The organism is Desertibacillus haloalkaliphilus (genome assembly GCF_019039105.1).
In the GTDB taxonomy this organism is placed as follows: domain Bacteria; phylum Bacillota; class Bacilli; order Bacillales; family KJ1-10-99; genus Desertibacillus; species Desertibacillus haloalkaliphilus.
The window spans coordinates 1-359 of the sequence record NZ_JAHPIV010000434.1; the positions used below are offsets into that span (position 1 = coordinate 1).

Genomic DNA, 359 nt, shown 5'->3' on the forward strand with positions numbered 1-359 from the left:
TTCCCTTCCCCTTTTTTCTCCCCTCTCCCCCTCTTTTCTCCTTTTCTTCCTCTCTCTTCTTTTCTCTTTTTCTTCCTCTTTCCTTTTCTTTTTCTTTTTTTTCTTTTTCCCTTTTCTTCCTTTCTTCCCTCTTTCCTCCTTTTTCTTCCCCTTTCCCTTTCTTTCTCTTCTTTCCTTTCCTCCTCTCTCTTTTCTTTTCTCTTCTTTTCCTTCCCTTCCTTCCCTTTCCTTTCTTTCCTCTCTTTTTCTCTCTCTTCTTTCTTCTTTTCCCTCTTCTTTCCCCTTCCCTCCTCTTCCTTTCTTCTCCCTTTTTTCTTTTCCTTTTCCTCTCCTTTTTTCCCCTCTTTCTTTCTTTCTTC

1 protein-coding gene is annotated in these 359 nt (G+C 39.8%); it reads right to left on the reverse strand.

From position 1 onward, the window contains the following. A partial coding sequence (locus tag KH400_RS30210) for a hypothetical protein (protein ID WP_217228492.1) occupies positions 1 to 359 on the reverse strand: 359 nt, incomplete at both ends.